We start from the raw sequence: 18,697 nt of genomic DNA on the forward strand, positions 1-18,697 counted from the left end.
GGCATTGGCCGCTGTGGCTGGCGGTGGCGGCGGGGCCGGCGCTGGCGCAGGAAGCCGCGTCGCTGCCGGCGGTGACGGTCAGCGGCGAGGGCGTGGCGCAGGACACGGCGACCCTAGGCAAATTACCGCTGACGCTGCGCGAGATTCCGCAGTCGGTGACGGTGATCGGGCAGGAGCGGATGCGCGAGCAGAACCTGCAAAGCCTGGACGAGGTGATGCAGCACGCCACCGGCATCACGGTGCAGCCCTATCAGCTGCTGACCACCGCGTATTACGCGCGCGGCTTCAAGGTGGATTCGTTCGAGCAGGACGGCGTGCCCGTGTTGATGGGCAACATGGCGGCATCGCCGCAGGATATGGCGGTGTACGAACGCGTGGAGATCCTGCGCGGCGCCAACGGTCTGATGCATGGCGCAGGCAATCCCGCCGCCACGGTGAACCTGGTGCGCAAGCGGCCGCAACGCGAGTTCTCGTTCAACGGCTCCCTCAGCGCCGGAAACTGGGACCGCTATCGCGCGGAGGCCGATCTGGGCGGTCCCTTGAACGATAGCGGCAGCGTGCGCGGCCGCATCGTCGGCGCGCTGGAGGACCGCGGCTATTTCTATGACGTTGCGGACCAGCAGTCGGCGCTGTTCTACGCCATAGGCGAAGTGGACCTGGGGCCGGACACGGTGCTGTCCGCCGGCCTGCAAACCCAGCGCATCCGTTCCACCACCAACATGGCCGGCGTGCCGCGCTACAAGGATGGCGGCGATATCGGCCTGAAGCGCTCGACCTACCTGGACGTGGCCTGGGACCGATTCAACTGGGATACGACGCGCGTGTTCGCGGACCTGGAGCATCGCTTCGGCCAAGGCTGGAGCGCCAAGATCAGCGCCAATTACCTGACCGCGGACAGCAACCTGAAGTACGCCGGCGCCTATGGCGCGATAGACCGCCAGACCGGGCTGGGCTCATCCCTGATGGGCGCGGCCTACAAGTTCGACAACACCCAGGCCAGCGTGGACGCCTATGTCGGCGGTCCGGTGCAACTGTTCGGCCGGCGCCATGAACTGTTGCTGGGCGGCAATGCGCAACGCACCACGTCCGAGCAATATAGCGCCGACCTGACGCCCTATCCGAACGTGCCGGTCAACGTCTTCGACTGGGATCCGCACAGCGTGCCCGAGCCTGGCGTGGGGCCGTACACCTCGCCCGGCGAGACCCGGCTCAAGCAGCAGGGCGTCTACGGCATGGGCCGCTTTTCACTGGCCGATCCGGTGACGCTGGTGCTGGGCGGACGCATGAGCTGGTGGAACCAGAGCGCGCCCCGCGCGCGCCAGCGCATCGATCCGGAGTTCACGCCCTACGGTGGATTGATCGTGGACCTCGACCGCCAGTGGTCGCTGTATGGCAGCTATGCGCAGGTGTTCCAGCCGCAGGGCGAGCTGACGCGCGACGGCCAGCCGTTGGATCCCATTACCGGCACCAACTACGAGGCCGGCGTCAAAGGCGAACTGGCGGACGGCGCCTTGAACGTGTCGCTGGCCGTGTTCCAGATCCAGCAGAAGAACCGCGCGCAGGAGGACCCGGCATGGCCATGCGTGGGCCGCAACTGCTACTACATCTCGGGCGGGGAAGTGCGCAGCCGCGGCATCGAGGCCGAAGCCTCCGGCAGCATCACGCCCTACTGGACGGTGGCCGCGGGCTACACCTTCAACACCAGCAAGTACCTGACGGATTCGGAATCCGGCGGACAGCCGTTCGCGCGCTTCACGCCCAAGCACATCTTCCGCCTGTGGACCCACTATGCCTTGCCCGGCCTGGAGCGGCGGCTGAGCGTGGGCGGCGGGCTGCAGGTGCAGTCGGGCTACTCCACGGTGTCCGGTCCCGTCACGCTGCGCCAGGGCGGCTATGCGCTGGTGGACCTGCGCATGGCCTATCGCGTGGACAAGCACGTGACCGCGGCGCTCAACGTCAACAACCTGTTCGACCGCGGCTATTACCAGAGCCTGTCGGGCACGGCATGGAACAACCGCTACGGCGAGCCCCGCAACGTCATGCTGACCCTGCGCGCCGAATACTGATGACCCGCGGCGGACGCCGTCCGCGCGCGTCCGCCGGCAACCAGAAGGAGAGATCGATGAGTGCACCCGATACCGGGCCGGTGTTCGACTGGCTGGACCACTTCGTGGCGCTGGGGCGCGACGGCGCCATGCGCGACGTGGGCCGTCTGCGCCGCCTCGCGCCGCAGGACGAATGGCTGGTCGGCATCAAGGCCGTGGCCAGCGACGCCGACGTGCATGGCGATGTGTGGGAGCGCCACCCGGCCGGCGATGAAATGCTCTGCGTGCTGGAAGGGCGCGTGGTGGTCACGCTGATGGCGGAGGACGGCGGCCAGACCGACATGCTGCTGGATACCCGGCGCAGCGCCATCGTGCCGCGCGGCGTGTGGCACCGGCTGCACGTCGCCTGTCCCGGCAAGATCCTGTTCGTGACGCCGGGGCAGGGCAGCGAACACCGCCGCGCGGATGCGCCGCAATCCCGCGGCCCCTCGTTGAAGGAAATCTGAAGTGAACCGTATTGCAGACGCACGCATGTTCGTGATGATAGGCGCCTTGTATTTTTCCCAAGGCATACCGCTGGGCGTGGCCATGGAGGCTTTGCCCACGCTGCTGCGCCGCGACGGCGCCGACCTGCACGCGTTGGCCTGGCTGCCGCTGGTCGGCCTGCCGTGGGTGCTGAAGTTCCTCTGGGCGCCCGTGGTCGACAACCGCTGGACGCGCGCCATGGGCCGGCGGCGCAGCTGGATCCTGCCGATGCAGGCCGTGGTGCTGGCCTGCCTGCTGGCGCTGTCCTTGCTGGGCATCGATGCCGCGGCGGCGGCCTGGGTGGTCGCCCTGATGGCGCTGGCGTCATTGGCCAGCGCCACGCAGGACATCGCCACCGACGGCCTGACGGCGGAGCGCTTCCAGGGGCAGGATCTGGCGCGCGCCAATGCCGTGCAGGTGGGCGGCACCATGGTGGGCTTCTTCTTCGGCGGGCCGGGTTGCCTGATGCTGGCCGGCCACGTCGGCCAGACCGGCGCGCTGCTGACGCTGGCGGCCGTGGTGGCGGTCAGCCTGCTGCTGGCGGCCGCCTGGCGTGAAACCGAGCTGGCCATGCCTGTGGCCAGGCGGCGCGCCACGCTGGGCGCCTTCGTGCGCCGCCCCGGCGGCTGGGCGTTGGCCGGGGCCGCCTTCCTGTCGGCCATGACGGCGGTGGCGGGCTACGGCCTGTCCAAGCTGTTCCTGGTGGATGCGGGCTGGGCGGTCGAGGCCGTGGGACGCGTCGGCATGGCGGGCGGCGTGGTGACGGTGCTGCTGGGCTGCGGCGGCGGCGCTTGGCTGATTGGTCGGCTGGGGGCGCGGGCGGTGCTGGCGCTGGGCTTGGCCGCCTCGGGCGCGGCTGCGCTGGCCTGGATGGCGCAGGCCCAGGGCTGGATGCCGCCGCAGGCGGGCACGGCCCTGGGCGCGCAGGCGCTGGGGGCGTTCGGCGCGGGCGCCGCGTCCGTGGCCCTGATGACGCTGGCCATGCGCTTTGCCAGCCGCGGTGAGCAGGCCGGCACTGACATGACCGCGGTGCAGAGCGCGCGCGACCTGGGCGAGATCCTGACCTCGTCCCTCATGACTGGGCTGGCGGCCCAGGTCGGCTACGCGGGGGGCTTTGCCAGCGGCCTGCTGGTGGCGGCCGCGACGCTGGCGTTCACGGCCAGGGCGCTGGCGCGCACGGGCTGATATGGCGATTCTGGCGGTTGCGGCTACACTTGTGCGCCGTTTTGCTTTCAGCCCCAGAATTCCTCATGATCTCCACCGCATGCGGCGTCGACTTCGGCACGTCCAACTCCACCGTGGGCTGGAGCCGCCCCGATCAGCGCGCGCTCCTCACCCTGGAAGACGGCAAGACCACCTTGCCTTCGGCCATTTTCTTCCATGACGAAGACGCCGAGGTCAGCTATGGCCGCGCCGCCATCTCCGACTACCTGGCGGGCTACGACGGGCGCCTGATGCGTTCGATGAAGAGCCTGCTGGGCAGTTCGCTGATCGATGGTTCGACGGAAGTGCAGGGCCGTTCGATTCCCTTCCGCGTCCTGCTCACGCGCTTCATCGCCGAACTCAAGCGCCGCGCTGAAACGGCGGCGGGGCGTGGCTTCACGCGCGCCGTGCTGGGCCGGCCGGTGTTCTTCGTGGACGACAATCCGGCCGCCGACCAGACCGCCCAGGACACGCTGGGCGAGATCGCGCGCAGTGTTGGCTTCACCGATATCGAGTTCCAGTTCGAGCCGCTGGCCGCCGCATTCGACTACGAATCGCAGATCGACCGCGAAGAGCTGGTGCTGGTCATCGACATTGGCGGCGGCACGTCCGACTTTTCATTGATTCGCCTGGGCCCCGGCCGCGCTGGCAAGGCCGACCGCCGCGAGGACATCCTGGCCTATGGCGGCGTGCACATCGGCGGGGTGGACTTCGACAAGCAGCTCAGCCTGGCGCATGTGATGCCCATGCTCGGGTTGGGCAGCCAGCTGCGCAGCGGCAAGGATGTGCCGTCCACGCAATACGGCAACCTGGCGTGCTGGCACACCATCAACCAAGCCTACACCCGCAAGGCCGCCGAGCATTTCGCCTACATCCGCGCCGAGGCCGGCGACCGCGAGAAGATCGACCTGTTGCTGAACCTGGTCAAGCAGCGCGCCGGCCACTGGGTGGCGGTGCAGGTCGAAGAGGCCAAGATCGCGCTGTCGGAGACGCCCGCCGCGCGCATCGACCTGTCGCGCATCGCGCCGGAACTGGGCGTGGAGGTGACGCGGCCCTCGTTCGACGCCTGCGTGGGCCGCCTGATCGAGAAGGTCGAGACCACGGTCGGCGCGCTGCTGCGCGATGCCGGCGTGTCGACCGCGGACGTGGACACGGTGTTCTTCACCGGTGGCTCCAGCCGCGTGCCGCGCCTGCGCGAATCGGTGTCGGCCCTGGTGCCGGACGCGCGCAGCGTCGAAGGCGATCTGTTCGGCAGCATCGGCGCCGGCCTGGCGCTGGACGCCCACCGCAAGTTCGGCTGAGCCGCTCAAGCGGCCAGCATGGCCGGCACCCGCGCCGCCAGCGCGTCGATGGCGGCGCGCGTCTTGGACGGCAGGTAGCGCGCTTGCGGCCATACCGCATGCACCTCTTGCGCCGCCAGGCGGTCACCGTGCATCAGCACGTCCAGCTCGCCGGTGCGCACATAGTGCGTCAGCATCCAGCAGGGCAGCCACGCAAGCCCGGCGCCCGCGATGGCGGCATCCGCGATGGCTTGCAGGTCGTCCACGCGCAGGCTCGCGCGCGGACGCAGCTGCAGCACCTGGCCGTCCGGCCCATGCAGCGCCCAGGCCTTGTCCACGCCGTTGCGCGTGTAGACGATGGCGGCATGCTGCTGCAGCTCATCCACGGTGGCTGGACGGCCATGCGCCTGGATGTATGCGGGGGAGGCCCCTATGCCCATGGTCTGCATGCCCAGCCGCCGCGCGGCCAGGCTGGCGCTGTCGGGCAGCTCGCCCACGCGGATGCCCAGGTCGTAGCCTTCCTCGATCAGATCAACCACCCGGTCGTTGAATGAAATCTCGACCTGCAGTTGCGGATGCTGCTGCGCCAGTTCGCGCAGCACGGGCGCGACGCAATGGCGGCCGAACACCAGCGGCGCGCTGACGCGCAAGCGTCCCTGGGGCTCGCGGCGGCCGCTGTCCAGCTCGGCCTCGGCGGTCTGCAGCTCGGCCAGCGCACGCACGCAGCGGTCGTAATAGGCCTGGCCATCGTCGGTCAGGCTTTGCTGGCGGGTGGTGCGGTGGAACAGCCTGGCGCCCAGCCGCGCCTCCAGACGCGCGATGGACTTGCCCACGGCGGAGCGGGTCAGGTTCAGGCGTTCCGCGGCCAGCGCGAAGCTGCCGGCCTCCACGGCCTGCACAAAGACTTCGATGCCGCTCAGCCGGTCATAGGTGATCGCCGTAGCCATCATGGACTCCTTGCATTTATTGATTCCTGGCGGGATTCAATGAAATGAAAAATATTCTCCACTAGGGAAATTGGTTCCCATATATCTTATCGGTACTTGGCCGCCACGTGTCGCGGCCATCGCCGAAAGGCGGTTTTCTTGACCCGATACAGGAGAAACAATATGCAGGCATACACCATCACCAGCGGCCGGGACATCGCTTCGCTCGAGCGCGTCACGCGCCAGCCGCGCAGCCTGGGCCCGTTGGAGCTGCGCGTGCGCATCAAGGCAGTGTCGCTGAACTATCGCGACCTGATGGTGGCGCGCGGCGAGTATCTGAAGGGTTCGGGCGATCCGGTCATACCCGCCTCCGACGCCGCTGGCGAGGTGATCGAAGTGGGTTCGGGCGTGACCCGTTTCAAGGCCGGCGACCGCGTCATGGGCGCGTTCATGCCGGACTGGATCGATGGCGAACCCACGCCCGCCACGGTGGCGCTGGCGCCCGGCGCCGCCACCGACGGCCTGCTGTCCACCGAGAGCATTTTTGCCGAGCACGCCCTGGTCGCCACCCCGGCCTCCCTGAGCGACGAGCAGGCGTCGACCCTGCCTTGCGCGGCCGTCACCGCATGGAACGCGCTGTTCGTCGCGGGACGCGCCAAGGCGGGCCAGACGGCTCTGTTCCTGGGCACGGGCGGTGTTTCCATCTGGGGCCTGCAACTGGCCAAGGCGGCCGGCATGCGCGCCATCATCACCTCGTCCAGCGCGGACAAGCTGGCCCGCGCGCGCGAGCTGGGGGCGGACCTGACGATCAACTACCGCGAAGCGCCGGAATGGCAGGACGAAGTGCTGCGCCTGACCGGCGGCGAGGGCGCCCACGTGGTGGTGGAAGTCGGCGGCGCGGGCACGCTGGAGCGTTCCGTCGCGGCTGCGCGCATGGGCGGCGCGATCGCGGTCATCGGCGGCGTCAGCGGCTTCGCGGCAGTGCCGGTCGCGCCCTTGGCGCTGATCGCGGGCGTCAAGCGGCTGGAAGGCATTTTCGTCGGCAGCCGCAAGATGCTCGAGGATGTGGCGCGTTTCGTCGACGTGGCGCGCATCGCGCCTGTCATCGACCGCGTCTATTCCTTTGCCGAGGCGCGCGAGGCATTCGAGCACCTGGCGTCGGGCAGGCACTTCGGCAAGCTCGTCATCCGCGTCGAGCAATAAGCGTCATCGGGAAAGGCGGGCAGCGATGGTAAGCTCGTGCTGCCCGCGCAGGCCAGCCGCCTGCGCGTCCCTTGAGGTAACCGCCCCCCATGACCCGCAAGCCTGATTCCCATCTTGAAGAAAAACTCGTCGCCAGCGAGGCGCCGTACAACGGCGCCTTCCTCAAGATACGCCGCGACACGGTCAGCCTGCCCAATGGCAACACGGCCACGCGCGAGTACGTGGTGCATCCGGGCGCGGTGGTGGTGATCCCCTTGCTGGACGACGGCCGGGTCTTGCTGGAGCGGCAGTTCCGCTATCCCATCGGACGCGTGATGACCGAGTTTCCGGCCGGCAAGCTGGATCCGGACGAGGATCCGCTGGCCTGCGGCAAGCGCGAGCTGCTGGAGGAAACCGGCTATACCGCCGGTCAATGGGCGCATGCGGGGGCCTTGCACCTGGCCATCGCCTATTCCACCGAGATCATCCACATCTTTTTCGCGCGGGGCCTGCGCGCCGGGCCGCGCCAGCTGGACCAGGACGAATTCCTGGACGTGATCAGCGCCGATCCCGCCGAGCTGATCGCGGCCTGCGCCAAGGGCGAAGTCACCGACGCCAAGACGCTGACCTGCGTGCTGTGGATGCAGAACGTGCTGTCCGGCGCCTGGCAGCTGGACTGGCAGGACAACGCGGGCTGAGGCCCGCCAGCGCTTGCGCCGCCATGCCCGCATTTCCCGTTCTGGTGCAACCCGCCGGCCTGCGCTTCGAGGCGCAGGACGATACCTCCGTGCTGCTGGCGGCACAGGCGGCCGGCATCAAGCTGCCCAGCTCGTGCCGCAACGGCACCTGCCGCGCCTGCATGTGCCTGCTGCTGGAAGGCGAGATCTCGTACCGTATCGAATGGCCCGGACTGTCGCGCGACGAGAAGGAAGAAGGCTGGATCCTGCCCTGCGTGGCGCGGGCCGAGTCCGCCCTGGAAATCCAGGCGCCGTTGGCCGCGCCCATCGAGGCCGCGCCCGCGGCGCCGCAGCGCCCGCTTACCGGGGCGCGGCGCTAGCGGCGGCGATCAACGCCGTGGCGGCCATGGCCACCACCATGCCCAGTGCCATGCCGGCGGCCATGCCGCCGAACGGCGCGGCGCCCGCGGCCAGTGCCGCTGCCATTCCCCATTGAGCCCCCGCCAGCATGCCCAGCCCCATCGCCAGCGCGCAGGTCAGGCGCGCGGCCACGCGGGGCGCGCCCGGCAGCGGCAACAGCGCGGCGATCAGCATGGCTGCGCTGCTGGCGGGCATCAGGGTCGCATGGCGCCATGCCAGCTCCAGCAGCCCGCCGGGCGCCGCGCATTGGCTGGCCAGCAGCGCCGCCGGCGTGCGCAGCGTGTCGGCCCACAGGCCCGCGGCCATGGCCGCGGTGCACGCCAGCCACAGCACCGCGGCGTCGGCCGCCCTACGCCGCGCGCGGCCACCAGGCTTGGGCCTAGCCGCAGGCGTGGCAGGCGCGGGCCTGTGCGTCGTCGTAGCGGTCATGGTGGCGCACCCAGTCGCCCAGATCGAAGTGCGGACCGTTTTCGTTGCGGCCCAGCGGCGCGAAATCCAGGTAGTTGTAGGCGCCGGCCAGCCGTTCCACGCCACGCTCGAAGCTGGAATAGGTATGGAAGATCTCGCCGTGCGGATCACGGAAAAAGGCGCTGGCGCCAGGGCGTTCCTCCATGCTGCCGTCGGCCTTGGGCACGGAGGCTTGCAGGTCGAAGTTGAAGTCGCCGCCTTCGGACGAGTACCACGGAAAGCGCCAGCCCATGCGCTGCTTGAAGGCGTCCAGCTTGGTGAACGAAGCCCGCGACACGGCGACCACCGCCACGTCATGCTGGCGCAGGTGCATCATCGCGCTGTCCATGTGGTCGGCCAGGAAAGAGCAGCCCACGCAGCCTTCTTCCCAGTCCGGATCGAACATGAAGTGGTAGACGATGAGCTGGCTCTTGCCCTGGAACAGGCTGGCCAGGTCCACGGGGCCGGCCGCGCCGTGGAAGCGGTACGGCTTGTCCACCTTGACCCAGGGCAGGGCCAGGCGCTCGCGGGCCAGGGCGTCCTGGGCCCGGGTCAGTTCCTTTTCGCGGCGCAGCAGCGCCTCGCGCGCGATGTCCCATTGCGCTCGGGATACGACGGGGTGATCGGTTTGCATCGTGTGTCTCCTCGGGACGGGCCGGCAGGCCCGGACAAGGCGAGCGGCAGGGATTCAGGCCGGATTCGCCAGATGGGACGCCAGCCGGTCCAGCGCGCCGGACCAGCCATGGTCGTGGCTGTCGCGGGTGGCCTGGTCGACGAACGGGGTTTGCAGAAAGGCAAGTTCGGTGCCGCCGTCCGCAGGGGTGAATTCCAGCGTGATCAGCGAGACTTCCGCGGGCGTGTCGCGCCAGGCCCAGGTGAAGACCAGCCGGCGCTGCGGCTCGACTTCGCGGTAGTGGCCGCTGGCGTAATGCTCCAGCCCGTCTTCGGTGGAGAATCCCACCTGGTAGGCGCCGCCCACGCGCACGTCGGTTTCCGCCCGCAACACCTGCCGGGTCTCGGCGGGGCCGAACCAGCGCATCAGCGCTTGCGGGTCCGTCCAGGCGCGCCAGACGTGCTCGATGGGGGCGTCGAAGCGCCGCTTGAGCCGGAGTTCGATGGGGGCTGCTTGGTGTCGGGGGCTTCGGTTTTCCATGGGTGGACCTCTTCCTCGTGGTACAGGTACCGCGCCAGCGAATCCAGCTGCCCGTTCCAGAACTTCTCGTAACGGGCCAGCCAGTCGGATGCCGCCCGCATGGGTTCGGGCGATAGCGTGCAGTTCACGACCCGGCCGTCCTTGGCGCGGGCGATCAGGCCGGCGTCTTCCAGCACGCGCAGATGCTTCATGAAAGCGGGCAGGGACATGGCGTGCGGCCGGGCCAGCTCGCTGACCGAGGCCGCGCCTTGTTCCAGGTCGGCCAGCACCCGGCGCCGCGTGCCGTCGGCCAGGGCCGCAAAGATGCCGTCGAGCATGTCGTCTTTAAACTTAACCATAAGGTTAAGTATTAAGCCGAAGCCGCGCGGCTGTCAAGCAACAATGTTGGCGCGATCAGGCGTGCTGGTGCATGGCCGAGTGATGCTTGGTGTCGCGCATGGTGGCGTACACCAGCAGTGACAGGAAAATGATGCCCGCGAGGTAGTAGTAGAACCACTCCTCATGCCCTTGCTGCTTGAAGAACAGGGCGATGGCCGGCGCCGTGCCGCCGAAGATCGATACGGTCACGGCGTAGGGCACGGCCACGCCCGTGGCGCGGATATTGGTGGGAAAGAGTTCCGCCTTTACCACTGCATTGATGGAGGTGTAGCCGGCCGTGAACACCCAGGCGCCGCAAACCAGCAGGAAGGCGACGAAGGGCGAACGGGTGTGCGACAGGGTCATCAGGATGGGCACGGTGAGCGCCGCGCCCGCCACGCCGAAGAAAATCAGCAGCGGCTTGCGCCCGATCCTGTCGGATAGCGCGCCATAGACCGGTTGCAGGATCAGCGCGAAGATCAGCGAGCCCGCGATGATGTAGGTCGTGACGATGTCGGAGAAGCCCGAGGTCTGGCGCACGAAGGTCTGCATGTAGGTGGTGAAGGTATAGAACGCCGCGGTGCCGCCCGCGGTCAGGCCCACCACGATCGCGACTTCGCGCGGATACTGCAGCAGGCCGCGCAGCGAACTGGTCTGCGGTTTGGGCGCCTTCTGGGCTTCCTTGTAGGAATCCGTCTCGGGCATGTCGCGCCGCATCAGCGCGGTGACGATGGCCAGCATGGCGCCGATGACGAACGGGATGCGCCAGCCCCATTCCACCAACTGCTCGTGGGTCAGGAATACGTTCTGCAACAGCAGCAGCACCAGGATGGCGCAAAGCTGTCCGCCGATCAGGGTCACGTACTGGAAGCTGGAATAGAAGCCGCGATGGTCGGGGTCGGCGATTTCGGTCAGATAGGTGGCGCTGGCGCCGTACTCGCCGCCCAGGCTCAGGCCCTCGATCACGCGCGCCAGGGCCAGAATGGCCGGCGCCGCCAGACCGATGGTGGCGTAGGTGGGCGTGATCGCGATGATCAGCGAGCCCACGCACATCATCCCCACCGACACCATCAGCGACAGGCGCCGCCCGTGGCGGTCCGCCAGATGGCCGAACAGCCAGCCGCCCAGCGGGCGCACGATGAAGCCGGCCGCGAACAGCGTGGCCGCGTTCAATTGCTGGACGACAGGGTCGTGCGAGGGGAAGAAGGCGGGGGCGAAGTACAGCGCGAAGGCGGTATAGGCGTAGAAGTCATACCACTCCACCAGATTGCCCATGGAGCCGACGAAGATCGCCTTGATGCGGCGCTTCGCGTCGGGCATGTCGAGATATGTTTGCGTCATATCCGTCCTTCGGGTGCGTTTGTCGGGGGACGCCGGACACGCGATCGCGGGCGGGCCGCGAATGGAACATGCATTGCGTTATGTTGCGCCCGCGCGCGCGGAAATGCACGCGTATCAGCGCCGCTTCGTCTTCAGCTTTTTGTCAGGACAGGCCGCGCGGGCTTACTTGCCGCGCGGCTTGATGACTTCGCAGGGCGCGGCGCCGTCGGCCGCCTGGGCCTCGTCGCCCAGCAGCGCCCGCGTGCCGCAAACCGAGCCGAACATGCCCCGGCTGTTGTGGCCGATGCCGGCCACTTCGAAGGCGCGCCGGTGTAGCGCCACGGGCCGAGCGCCGCGGGCGGCCAGCACCTGTTCGTATTGCGCGTAGCCCGTGCCGCGGGCCAGCCGGGTCGCGCCCTGGGCTTCCGCGCCGCAGGTCTTGTCCAGCAGCCGGTCTTCGGGATTGTTGTCGGCGCCGCCCAGCAGATAGGTGACATCGCGTGCCGCGTAGCGCACGAAGAGCTTGGACTCATCGGTCTCGCGCGAGTAGGCGGGCAGCTTGTCCGGGCCGTATTTGTACTGGTTGTAGGTAGGGCAGATGCCGCGCTCGTAGGGCGCATAGCCCTTGCCGTCTGGGCGAGGGCGCTCGTTGCTCAGGTACAGGTAGGACGAGGGATTGGCGATGACGTAGCGCAGCGCCAGTCCGTCGCGCCGCAGCGGGCCGTCGATGTTGTTCAGCACGGCGTAGCGCTGCACCAGCTGCCCGCCGGCCGAATGGCCGGCCAGCACGATGCCGGTCAGCGCAGCCAAACGCTTGCGGTCGTCCAGGCTGCGCAGCAGGTCGTCGAGCACCTGGAACGAGCTGACCGGCGCGGGGCGTCCCGCGGCCTGCACGCTGTCTTCGCCGTCTTCCCAACTGGCCTTGCGCCAGGCCGCCATGCCGCCGAAGCCCGAATCGATCGAACCCGAGAAGCGCGGCGCCAGGATCAGCGTATCGCGCGCGCGCTCCGGGTTGTGCGCCAGCAGCGCGGCGACGGATTCGTAATAGCGGTCGGCGTCGCGCTTGACGCCGTGGATCACGACCACGACCTGCTTGATGTTGCGCAGGTCGTCCTTTGCCAGGTCGCGATTGGCATAGACCGGCATCTTGTAGCGGTGGCCGGGCTTGCCCAATTCCACGGACTGCCAGCGCAAGGGCGCTGCACGCTTGGGCGTGGGCGCGGTTTCGCTGTAATCGTAAGGGTCGGGCAGGGGCGTCTGGGCGCGCGCGGCCAGCGGCGCGAGCGCCGCCAGGACGAACAGCGCGGCCAGGCCGCGCTTGCGGTCCGGCCGCGCTTGAAGCAAGGGGAAGATGGGCGCGCGGCGCATGGCGCGGCAGGAACTCAGCAGCTCTCTTGGCCCAGCAGCTGCTTGAGCGCGAGCAGGTCCAGGATACGGACCTCGCGCTGGTTGATCTTGATGAGGCCGTCGCGCGCAAAGCGCGAAAACAGCCGGCTGACCGTTTCCAGGGTCAGGCCGAGATAGTTGCCGATTTCCTCGCGGCTCATGCGCAGCACGAATTCGGTGGAGGAATAGCCCAGCGAGGCGTAGCGCTGCGACAGGTTCAGCAGGAACGCGGCCAGGCGCTGCTCGGAGCGCATGGAGCCCAGCGAGGCCAGCATCTGGTGCGAGCGGTTGATCTCGCGGCTCATCAGGCGGCGGAACTGTTGCTGCAGCGAGGGCAGGTGGGTCGCGACCCGGTCGATATCGGCCAGGCGGATGACACAGACCTCGGAATCTTCCAGCGCGACGGCGGTCGAGACGTGCTTGCCGTCCAGCATGCCGTCCATGCCGACGATTTCGCCAGGCAGGTGAAAGCCGGTGACCTGGATCTGGCCGGTCGCGTCTTCCAGCTGCGTCTTGAGGCTGCCGAAGCGCACGCTGTAGACAGCGTCGAGCGGGTGGTTCAGCGAGTAGAGCGGCTTGCCTTTTTCAAGGCGCACGCGTTCCTTGACCAGTTCGTCCAGCTTTTCCACTTCGGCGGCTGCCATGCCCACGGGCACGCACACATGTCCCAGCATGCATGTGGAGCAATGGGCGGCATCAGGGGCAACGGGGACCCGTTTTTGCATACGATGACCTCTATAGTGCCCATTGCGCGGACGTATGCCGGAATGGGTATAAAGCTTAAGACAAGCTGTATTGTAGTCCGTTGTTACTACGGGCGTCTTACGGGCCGTCCGGCAGGGGGCGGGCAAGGCGGTACGTGACCCAGTCGTCGGCGCCGATATCGACCGCCGCGCCACGCAGGGCCGGGTCTATCGGGTAGTACTGGCAGCGCAGTTCCGCGGCCGCCGCGGGCGGTTGCAGGCGCGCCACGACCTCGCGCCGCACGAAGCAGCAGGGCTTGCCGGGCTCGTACTCCTCGATTTCGTCCATCAGAGCCAGCAGGGCCGGCTCCACCTGGAAAATGTCGCCCCGCACGCGCCGGCCGTCATCCGCCGGGATCAGGCCGGGCCAGTCGCCGAAGTCCACCAGCCGCCCCGGCACGCTGGCCGGACCGACGTAGCGGGCCGCCGGCAACCCGCGCCGCGCGGCGGCTTGAGCCAGATCATTGATTTCGCCCGCGCGTAGCGTGCCGTAGACAAAAACGTATATGCTCATAAGTCAGATTGTTGCTGCACGTCGAAAAAACCATGGCGCGGGCAAGGTGTTGAAATTCTCGCATCTGGCCGCATATTCAGGATATCGAGCCAGCCGGCACGTATCGGTCAGGCTCCCCAACAAGCCAAACGACCATTATGCGATTCGACAAACTGACCACCAAGTTCCAGCAAGCCCTGGCCGACGCCCAAAGTCTGGCCGCCCGCAACGACCATCCCTATATCGAGCCCATCCACGTGCTCTCCGCCTTGCTGTCGGATTCCGATAGCGGCGCGGGCAGCCTGCTGGCGCGCGCCGGCGTGGCCGTCAACCGGGTGCAGTCGGCCATCGACAGCGCCCTGAAGTCCCTGCCGCAGGTGCAGGGCGACGACAACGTCCAGGTTGGCCGCGATCTGCAGGCCGTGCTGACGCGCACCGACAAGGAAGCCGCGCGCCGTGGCGACACCTATATTGCCAGCGAACTGTTCCTGCTGGCGTTGGCCGATGACAAGGGCGACGCCGGCCGCATCCTGCGCGATGCGGGCCTGCAGAAAAAGGCCCTGGAAGCCGCGATCGACGCCGTGCGCGGCGGCGAGAACGTTTCCGGCGCGGAAGGCGAATCCAACCGCGAAGCCCTGTCCAAGTACACCATGGACCTGACCGAGCGCGCCCGCCAGGGCAAGCTCGACCCGGTGATCGGCCGCGACGATGAAATCCGCCGCACCATCCAGATCCTGCAGCGCCGCACCAAGAACAACCCCGTGCTGATCGGCGAACCCGGCGTGGGCAAGACCGCCATCGTCGAAGGCCTGGCGCAACGCATCGTCAACGACGAAGTGCCGGAAACCCTGCGCGGCAAGCGCGTGCTGTCGCTGGACCTGGCCGCGCTGCTGGCCGGCGCCAAGTTCCGCGGCGAATTCGAAGAGCGGCTGAAGGCCGTGCTGAAGGAGCTGTCGCTGGATGACGGCAGCAACATCGTCTTCATCGACGAACTCCACACCATGGTGGGCGCGGGCAAGGCCGAAGGCGCCATGGATGCCGGCAACATGCTCAAGCCGGCGCTGGCGCGCGGCGAGCTGCATTGCATCGGCGCGACCACGCTGGACGAATACCGCAAGTACATCGAGAAGGACGCGGCGCTGGAGCGGCGCTTCCAGAAGGTGCTGGTCGACGAGCCCGACGTGGAATCCACCATCGCCATCCTGCGCGGCTTGCAGGAGCGCTATGAAATCCACCACGGCGTCGAGATCACCGACCCGGCCATTGTGGCCGCGGCCGAACTGTCGCACCGCTATATCACCGACCGCTTCCTGCCCGACAAGGCCATCGACCTGATTGACGAAGCCGGCGCGCGCATCCGCATGGAAATCGATTCCAAGCCGGAAGTGATGGACAAGCTGGACCGCCGCATCATCCAGCTCAAGATCGAGCGCGAGGCCGTCAAGAAGGAGACCGACGACGCCTCCAAGCGCCGCCTGGGCGTGATCGAGGACGAGCTCGAAAAGCTGCAACGCGAGTACAACGACTACGAGGAAATCTGGAAAGCCGAGAAGGCCGCCGTGCAAGGCACGCAGGCCATCAAGGAAGAAATCGACAGCGTGCGCGCCGAAATGGCGGAACTGCAGCGCAAGGGCCAGTTCGACAAGCTGGCCGAGCTGCAGTACGGCAAGCTGCCTGACCTGGAAGCGCGCCTGAAGGCGGCCGAAGTGGGCGCCGCGGAAGCGGCCGAGGAAGCCGAGGGCGGCGAAGGGCGTCCGCGCCTGTTGCGCACCCGCGTCGGCGCCGAGGAAATCGCCGAGGTCGTGTCGCGCGCCACCGGCATTCCGGTGTCCAAGATGATGCAGGGCGAACGCGAGAAGCTGCTGCACATGGAGGAATACCTGCACAAGCGCGTGGTGGGCCAGGACGAGGCCGTGCGTCTGGTGTCCGACGCCATCCGGCGTTCACGCGCCGGCCTGGCGGATCCGTCGCGCCCTTATGGCTCGTTCCTGTTCCTGGGCCCCACCGGCGTGGGCAAGACCGAGCTGACGCGCGCGCTGGCCGAGTTCCTGTTCGACTCGGAAGAGCACATGATCCGCATCGACATGAGCGAATTCATGGAGAAGCATTCGGTGGCCCGCCTGATCGGCGCGCCGCCGGGATACGTGGGCTACGAAGAGGGCGGCTACCTGACCGAGGCCGTGCGCCGCAAGCCGTACAGCGTGGTGCTGCTGGATGAAGTCGAAAAGGCGCATCCGGACGTCTTCAACGTGCTGCTGCAGGTGCTGGACGACGGCCGCCTGACCGACGGCCAGGGCCGCACGGTGGACTTCCGCAACACGGTGATCGTGATGACGTCCAACCTGGGTTCGCACCATATCCAGAGCCTGGCCGGCAAGCCGTACGAAGTGGTCAAGGAAGTGGTGTGGGACGAACTCAAGCAGACCTTGCGCCCCGAGTTCCTGAACCGCATCGACGAAGTCGTGGTGTTCCACGGCCTGGAAGCGCAGCACATCGAGTCGATCGCCCGCATCCAGCTGCGCCGCCTGGGCGAGCGCATGGAAAAGCAGGAAATGCGCCTCGAAGTGAGCGAACCCGCGATGGCGGAACTGGCCCGCTCCGGCTTCGATCCGGTGTTCGGCGCGCGCCCCTTGAAGCGCGCGATCCAGCAGCAGATCGAGAACCCGGTGGCCCGGCTGATCCTGGAAGGCAGGTTCGGTCCGCGCGACGTGGTGCCGGTGGATTGGCAGGACGGACAGTTCGTCTTTACGCGGACCCTGCAGTAAGCGGGTCCGGCGCGGCAAGCGCCAAGCCGGGCATGAGAACAACCCCCGGCAGCCGGATTGAAATCCAGCTGCCGGGGGTTTTTACATGCGCGCTCAGGCCGCGTCGGCGTAGTCCTTGCGCTGCGCCGCCATCTGCCGGCCCAACGTTTGCAGCGCCCGCAGCGCCACGGCCATGCCGCGGCGCGTGTCTTCATCGCGCAGCAGGCCGATCAGGCCCGTCAGGCTGGGAGGGCGGGCTTCCCGCAGCGTGCGCGCATGCGCGTCGCGCAGGGTGTTGGCCGCCGTCCAGGCGGCGCTGCTGGCCTGCTCCGACAGCAGCGCCAGCTTTTCCACCATGGACTGGTCCAGCAGGTCCACCAGGTCGGAGGCCAGCGACAGCAGGTCGGCGATGTTGTCCAGCCGTCCGGCTTCGGCCAATAGGCTAAGCCTGTCGGCCAGGGCGCGCGCGCCCGGCCCGCCGCCCAGGAAGGGAGCGGACGCATCGACTGCCTGCGTGGCATTCTGTTCATGCGGCGCGTTCATAGCATTCCCCTTGCGACGGCCCAGTACAGGCCGCGGTTGAACCCGTGGCGCAGCAGGCCGCCGAGCTTGGTGGGCGGCGTGGGCAGTACGTCGTGGGTGTAGTCGTACCAGAGCGGCATGCCGGCGTTCAGCCCCATCTGGGCCACCGCCTGCACCCGGCCGTCATAGGCGCTGCAAGGGCGGCCCAGCCGGATCTCGCCGGCGATGTTGTTGGCGATGACCGGCGCCTGGTTGTGGCAGGAGCCGCCCGCCTTGCTGACCGGCAGGTCGACGGTGTCGCCGATGACGTAGACGTTTGGCAGCCCGTAGACCTGCAGCGTCTCGTGGTCGGTTGGCAGCCAGCCTTCGTCGTTCTCGGCCTGCGACACGCCCGATTCCAGCACCACGTCCACCGCGCGTATCGGCGGCGTGGCCATGAGGATGTCGAAGGGCTGTTCGGCGCCTTCCTCCGAGTACGCGATGCGCCGCTCGGGATCCACCCGCGACAGCGTGAAGCCGCGCTGGAACTGTATGCCCTTCTGCTCGAAGATCGCGGGCAGCACTTCGCAGGTTGGCCGTTGCAGGAACAGGCAGTTGCGCAACAGTTGCGAGGTGGTCGGGTAGGTGTAGACGATTTCTATCTTGTCGCGCACCCCGCGCCGCCGCAGGTAGTCGTCCAGCATCAGCGTGGTTTCGATGGGCGCAATGCCGCATTGGTGCGGGACGTTGGGCGTCTTGGGGAAGGTGACGCTGATGAAGACGCGTCCGCGCTCGATGCGCGACAGGCGGTCGGCCAGCTGCCTGGCCGGTGCGTACTGGTAGAAATGGTCCCCGGCTTCCTTCAGCCCTTCGATGCGCTCGGGCGAGGGCACGCAGCCCGTGGCGATGACCAGGTAGTCATAGCCGTAGCGCTTGCCGCTCTGCGTGGAGACTTCCTGGCGGTCGAAGTGGAAGCGCGTGACCTTGTCGACGCGGAACTCGATTTCGGGCCGCAGCAGGGAGCGTTCCGGCCGTTTCAGTTCTTCCTGGAAGAAGAGATTGAAGGCCACGTACATGAACGCCGGCTTGTAGTAGTGATCCGGCGTGTCCGAGAGCAGCGTGATGGAGACTTCGCCGCGCGTGATCTCGGGGTAGAGCTTTCCGGCCAGCTGATTGGCGAGCATGGTGCCGCCTACGCCGCCGCCTACGACAACAATACGCTTGTTCATAAACCACCTCTTATGGAGAGATTTTGAGGGCAAGTGCAGTGCGTCTGTGTGTTTAGCAATAGTTGC

Annotated in this window: 19 protein-coding genes; 8 read left to right on the plus strand and 11 right to left on the minus strand. The window is 67.7% G+C overall.

From position 1 onward, the window contains the following. The first annotated feature begins 23 nt into the window (after positions 1-23). The 4 genes from FOC84_RS24685 (at position 24) to FOC84_RS24700 (ending at position 5,074) form a co-directional block, all read left to right on the plus strand. On the plus strand, positions 24-2,066 hold the full coding sequence (locus FOC84_RS24685; protein ID WP_438800895.1) for a TonB-dependent siderophore receptor: 2,043 nt from the start codon (positions 24-26) through the stop codon (positions 2,064-2,066). Positions 2,067-2,122: 56 nt separating this feature from the next. Further along, positions 2,123-2,551 carry a cupin domain-containing protein gene (locus FOC84_RS24690; protein ID WP_173146892.1) on the plus strand — a complete coding sequence of 143 codons (429 nt, stop codon included), beginning with the start codon at positions 2,123-2,125 and terminating at the stop codon, positions 2,549-2,551. A gap of 25 nt (positions 2,552-2,576) precedes the next feature. Then, positions 2,577-3,755 (plus strand): RhtX/FptX family siderophore transporter, encoded by a 1,179-nt coding sequence (locus tag FOC84_RS24695; RefSeq protein ID WP_438800896.1) that lies wholly within the window; start codon positions 2,577-2,579, stop codon positions 3,753-3,755. Between the two features lie 65 nt (positions 3,756-3,820). Further along, positions 3,821-5,074, plus strand: a complete 1,254-nt coding sequence (locus FOC84_RS24700) for an Hsp70 family protein (RefSeq protein WP_173146897.1) — start codon at positions 3,821-3,823, stop codon at positions 5,072-5,074. 5 nt (positions 5,075-5,079) lie between these two features. On the opposite strand, the gene FOC84_RS24705 is transcribed toward FOC84_RS24700, so the two are convergent. Further along, complete coding sequence (locus FOC84_RS24705; RefSeq protein ID WP_173150381.1) at positions 5,080-6,000, minus strand: LysR family transcriptional regulator; 921 nt, start codon at positions 5,998-6,000, stop codon at positions 5,080-5,082. 162 nt (positions 6,001-6,162) lie between these two features. Here FOC84_RS24705 and FOC84_RS24710 point away from each other — a divergent pair, with 162 nt between their 5' ends. The 3 genes from FOC84_RS24710 to FOC84_RS24720 all read left to right on the plus strand — a co-directional run bounded on the left by FOC84_RS24710 (position 6,163) and on the right by FOC84_RS24720 (position 8,218). After that, a complete protein-coding gene (locus tag FOC84_RS24710; protein ID WP_173146899.1) occupies positions 6,163-7,182 on the plus strand; it encodes a zinc-dependent alcohol dehydrogenase family protein in 1,020 nt (339 codons plus the stop codon). An 89-nt stretch (positions 7,183-7,271) separates the two neighbouring features. After that, positions 7,272-7,859, plus strand: coding sequence for an NUDIX domain-containing protein (locus FOC84_RS24715; RefSeq protein WP_173146901.1), 588 nt, complete (start codon positions 7,272-7,274; stop codon positions 7,857-7,859). Between the two features lie 23 nt (positions 7,860-7,882). Then, positions 7,883-8,218 (plus strand): 2Fe-2S iron-sulfur cluster-binding protein, encoded by a 336-nt coding sequence (locus FOC84_RS24720; RefSeq protein ID WP_173146903.1) that lies wholly within the window; start codon positions 7,883-7,885, stop codon positions 8,216-8,218. Here FOC84_RS24720 and FOC84_RS24725 read toward each other — a convergent pair. From FOC84_RS24725 to FOC84_RS24760, 8 genes are all read right to left on the minus strand, one after another. Continuing rightward, a complete protein-coding gene (locus FOC84_RS24725; RefSeq protein ID WP_254241770.1) occupies positions 8,199-8,687 on the minus strand; it encodes a hypothetical protein in 489 nt (162 codons plus the stop codon). The two genes, FOC84_RS24720 and FOC84_RS24725, sit on opposite strands and share 20 nt — an antisense overlap. After that, entirely contained in the window at positions 8,638-9,339 is a 702-nt protein-coding gene (locus tag FOC84_RS24730) for a DUF899 domain-containing protein (protein WP_173146905.1), read from the minus strand. Before FOC84_RS24730 ends, FOC84_RS24725 begins: the two co-directional genes overlap by 50 nt. A 54-nt stretch (positions 9,340-9,393) precedes the next feature. Further along, positions 9,394-9,858 carry an SRPBCC family protein gene (locus FOC84_RS24735; protein WP_173146907.1) on the minus strand — a complete coding sequence of 155 codons (465 nt, stop codon included), beginning with the start codon at positions 9,856-9,858 and terminating at the stop codon, positions 9,394-9,396. Continuing rightward, positions 9,744-10,196 (minus strand): ArsR/SmtB family transcription factor, encoded by a 453-nt coding sequence (locus FOC84_RS24740; RefSeq protein ID WP_173146909.1) that lies wholly within the window; start codon positions 10,194-10,196, stop codon positions 9,744-9,746. The genes FOC84_RS24735 and FOC84_RS24740 overlap by 115 nt, the downstream gene beginning before the upstream one ends. Positions 10,197-10,251: 55 nt before the next feature. Then, positions 10,252-11,556 carry an MFS transporter gene (locus tag FOC84_RS24745; RefSeq protein WP_173146911.1) on the minus strand — a complete coding sequence of 435 codons (1,305 nt, stop codon included), beginning with the start codon at positions 11,554-11,556 and terminating at the stop codon, positions 10,252-10,254. Between the two features lie 162 nt (positions 11,557-11,718). Then, on the minus strand, positions 11,719-12,903 hold the full coding sequence (locus tag FOC84_RS24750; protein WP_173146913.1) for a hypothetical protein: 1,185 nt from the start codon (positions 12,901-12,903) through the stop codon (positions 11,719-11,721). A gap of 14 nt (positions 12,904-12,917) precedes the next feature. Further along, the gene (locus tag FOC84_RS24755) at positions 12,918-13,646 is read right to left on the minus strand and encodes a helix-turn-helix domain-containing protein (protein WP_173146915.1); all 729 of its coding nucleotides are present in this window, start codon (positions 13,644-13,646) and stop codon (positions 12,918-12,920) included. 97 nt (positions 13,647-13,743) lie between these two features. Then, complete coding sequence (locus FOC84_RS24760; protein WP_173146917.1) at positions 13,744-14,178, minus strand: gamma-glutamylcyclotransferase family protein; 435 nt, start codon at positions 14,176-14,178, stop codon at positions 13,744-13,746. Between the two features lie 137 nt (positions 14,179-14,315). Here FOC84_RS24760 and clpB point away from each other — a divergent pair, with 137 nt between their 5' ends. After that, a complete protein-coding gene (gene clpB / locus FOC84_RS24765; RefSeq protein ID WP_173146920.1) occupies positions 14,316-16,922 on the plus strand; it encodes an ATP-dependent chaperone ClpB in 2,607 nt (868 codons plus the stop codon). A gap of 93 nt (positions 16,923-17,015) precedes the next feature. Here the strand turns inward: clpB and FOC84_RS24770 are convergent, their stop codons facing one another. Continuing rightward, entirely contained in the window at positions 17,016-17,444 is a 429-nt protein-coding gene (locus tag FOC84_RS24770; RefSeq protein ID WP_173146922.1) for a DUF1641 domain-containing protein, read from the minus strand. Then, positions 17,441-18,631 (minus strand): NAD(P)/FAD-dependent oxidoreductase, encoded by a 1,191-nt coding sequence (locus FOC84_RS24775; protein ID WP_173146924.1) that lies wholly within the window; start codon positions 18,629-18,631, stop codon positions 17,441-17,443. The genes FOC84_RS24770 and FOC84_RS24775 overlap by 4 nt, the downstream gene beginning before the upstream one ends. Positions 18,632-18,697 lie beyond the last annotated feature (66 nt).

This window comes from Achromobacter pestifer, assembly GCF_013267355.1.
GTDB lineage: Bacteria > Pseudomonadota > Gammaproteobacteria > Burkholderiales > Burkholderiaceae_B > Achromobacter > Achromobacter pestifer_A.